Annotated in this window: 1 protein-coding gene; it reads right to left on the bottom strand. The window is 59.2% G+C overall.

Annotation, left to right across the window (positions count from 1 at the left end):
* A partial coding sequence (locus GXX82_16395) for a S8 family serine peptidase (protein ID NLT24624.1) occupies nucleotides 1–1,817 on the bottom strand: 1,817 nt, incomplete at its 3' end.
* Nucleotides 1,818–2,165: the final 348 nt, after the last annotated feature.

Genomic DNA, 2,165 nt, shown 5'->3' with positions numbered 1-2,165 from the left:
CCGGCATTGAGCAGGGTTATCGACCTCGCTTTTATGTTCTCCGTCTGCGTGGTGGTGCCGCTGCTATTCATCACCACCTTTCCCATGAGAAAGGTGATTTTGTAGCTGTTCCATGTGGCGACGTTGTCGTCCACCACGTCGCCCATTGTGATGGTCCATTTCCCGCTGGTGTTCGCTGTCCCGCCCAGGGGGTCTTCTCCCCAGAAGGCATTGGTGAGGAAGGTCCAGTTGAAATTGGTGACGCTTGCGGTATCCTGTTTGTCGGCCGCGAGGTCTTTGGTGGAGTTGAACAACCGGCTTGTCGTCGCGTAAGGAGAGGTGATGGTGGCCGTGAGATTGCCGCGGTTCGCGTGCGTGAAGTTGAGGTCGACCTCCACGCCCTCCAGGGGCTGCCTCTGCGAAGAAGCGGAGGAGAAGGCGGCTGTGGTCAGGGTGAACTCCTTGCTCGTGCCCTTGTTGGCGCCGTTATCGAAGAAGCCTATCTTCTCATTGACGTTCGTTGTGCCCGTCGTGCAGGAGGTCTGGTTGGTCACGTAGAGGACGTTCTTCACCGTTTCCACGAACGTGCCCGCGTTTATGAGGCCGAAACCGTAGTTCGGGTTGAACCAGGTGCCCGCCCCGTTCTTCACCCAACCGCCCGTCGCGGTCGCGTCAGACGAGTCTATCTTGGTGCTTGTCCGCACGAGCACGTGCTTGGCCATGCGGACATCCATCAGTTTGTTCGCCTCCATGCCAAGGGCCAGGATGCCGGACACAAGCGGGGCGGAGGAGGATGTGCCTCCGAAGGTACTCGTGTAGGCGGTGTCCGGAAAAAAGTCCGACGAATCGCCATGGGTGTTTTCGGGGGAGTAGCGGTTGTATCCCAGATTCGTGCCGGTCCTGTCGGTGGCCGTGATACCGAAACCGCCCTCCGTGCTCGACGGTGCGGTGACAAAGACGTTGGAGCCGTAGTTGCTGTAGTCGGAGTATTTCCCGTCACTTCCCAGGGCGGCCACGGGGATGACGTTGCTGTTGTTAAGGACACTGTCTTTCCCGGTGTCTTCGTTGGCCTTGCCCCGTTCATTTCCCGCCGCCCAGACGTGGATGATGCCGTTCGCCGTGGTCCGGTTCAGCGCGGCCGTGATGTCTGACCCGTGAAGGTCGTCGGTCGCGTGAAATGGCGTTAGCTGGCCGTAACTGTGGTTCATTATGTTGATCTGGGGTTTTGCCGTCATTTTCCCGGTGAGGGGATCGACACCGCTCTTCCAGTAATAGGCCTGCACGTACAGCGCCCTCTTCGCCGTGTTATTGGCCTCGTCCGCGGTGTACACGTTCAATCCGGCGATGGACGCGTACGGGGCGGCGCCCGTACCTCCTATGCCGTTGCCTCCCCGTGCCGCCGCCACGCCCGCGACGGACTGTCCGTGATTATCATCGGCGTCGATGGGTCCCTGGGCCTGATCTGCGATCGTGGCGTTGGAGCTGAAGTTGCGGCTGAGATCAGCCCTGTAGTTGGGTTTTATGTCCTCATGGCTTCCTTCAACACCATTATCCACGATCCCGATGACGATCCCCTGGCCGGTGTACCCGGCCTGCCATGCGGCCTGAAGCCCGGCATCGAGGGAGGCGTTCTTCATCAGCGTACTGGCACCGCCGGGGGCGGTGTAATAGACGCCTGCCGAGGGTGCGGTGTTCACAAGATGCCACTGCCCCGGGAACCCCGGTCTTGCTGCAGCACTGTAAAAGAAATAGGGGTCATTGGGGTAGAACGCGGCAGCGTGACAGAGGGAGGCGGTTGGAACAAGCGCGATGAGGCAGAGAAAGATGAACGCCTTCACGACGTTGGTTACGCCCGGCAGAACCCGGCAGCGGCTTGTTCGCATGTCGTATTAGTAGCAGAACAGGACGGAAGATTCAAGGTAATGCAGTGTGTTTTCGCTTTTGAGAAGCGGCCTGATCGTGGAGTTCTCGACGATCAGGCCGGGTTTGTGCAGTTCTGGCTGACTGAAAAAGAAAATCCGCTTGCAGCCGTTATCTGTGGCCTTTGAACCTGAGGAAGCTGGCGCATGTGGAGTTGGACCGGCTGGCGGCGTCACACCCGCACTGTATCCGGGTGTATTCTTTGCAACTCGTGTATCCCCTGGAGTTGCGCACACCATTTGACCTGATCAGGCTGCAGGCGTGAT

The sequence above is a fragment of the Syntrophorhabdus sp. genome, assembly GCA_012719415.1.
In the GTDB taxonomy this organism is placed as follows: Bacteria; Desulfobacterota; Syntrophorhabdia; order Syntrophorhabdales; family Syntrophorhabdaceae; genus Delta-02.
This window is presented reverse-complemented; position numbering and strand designations above follow the sequence as displayed.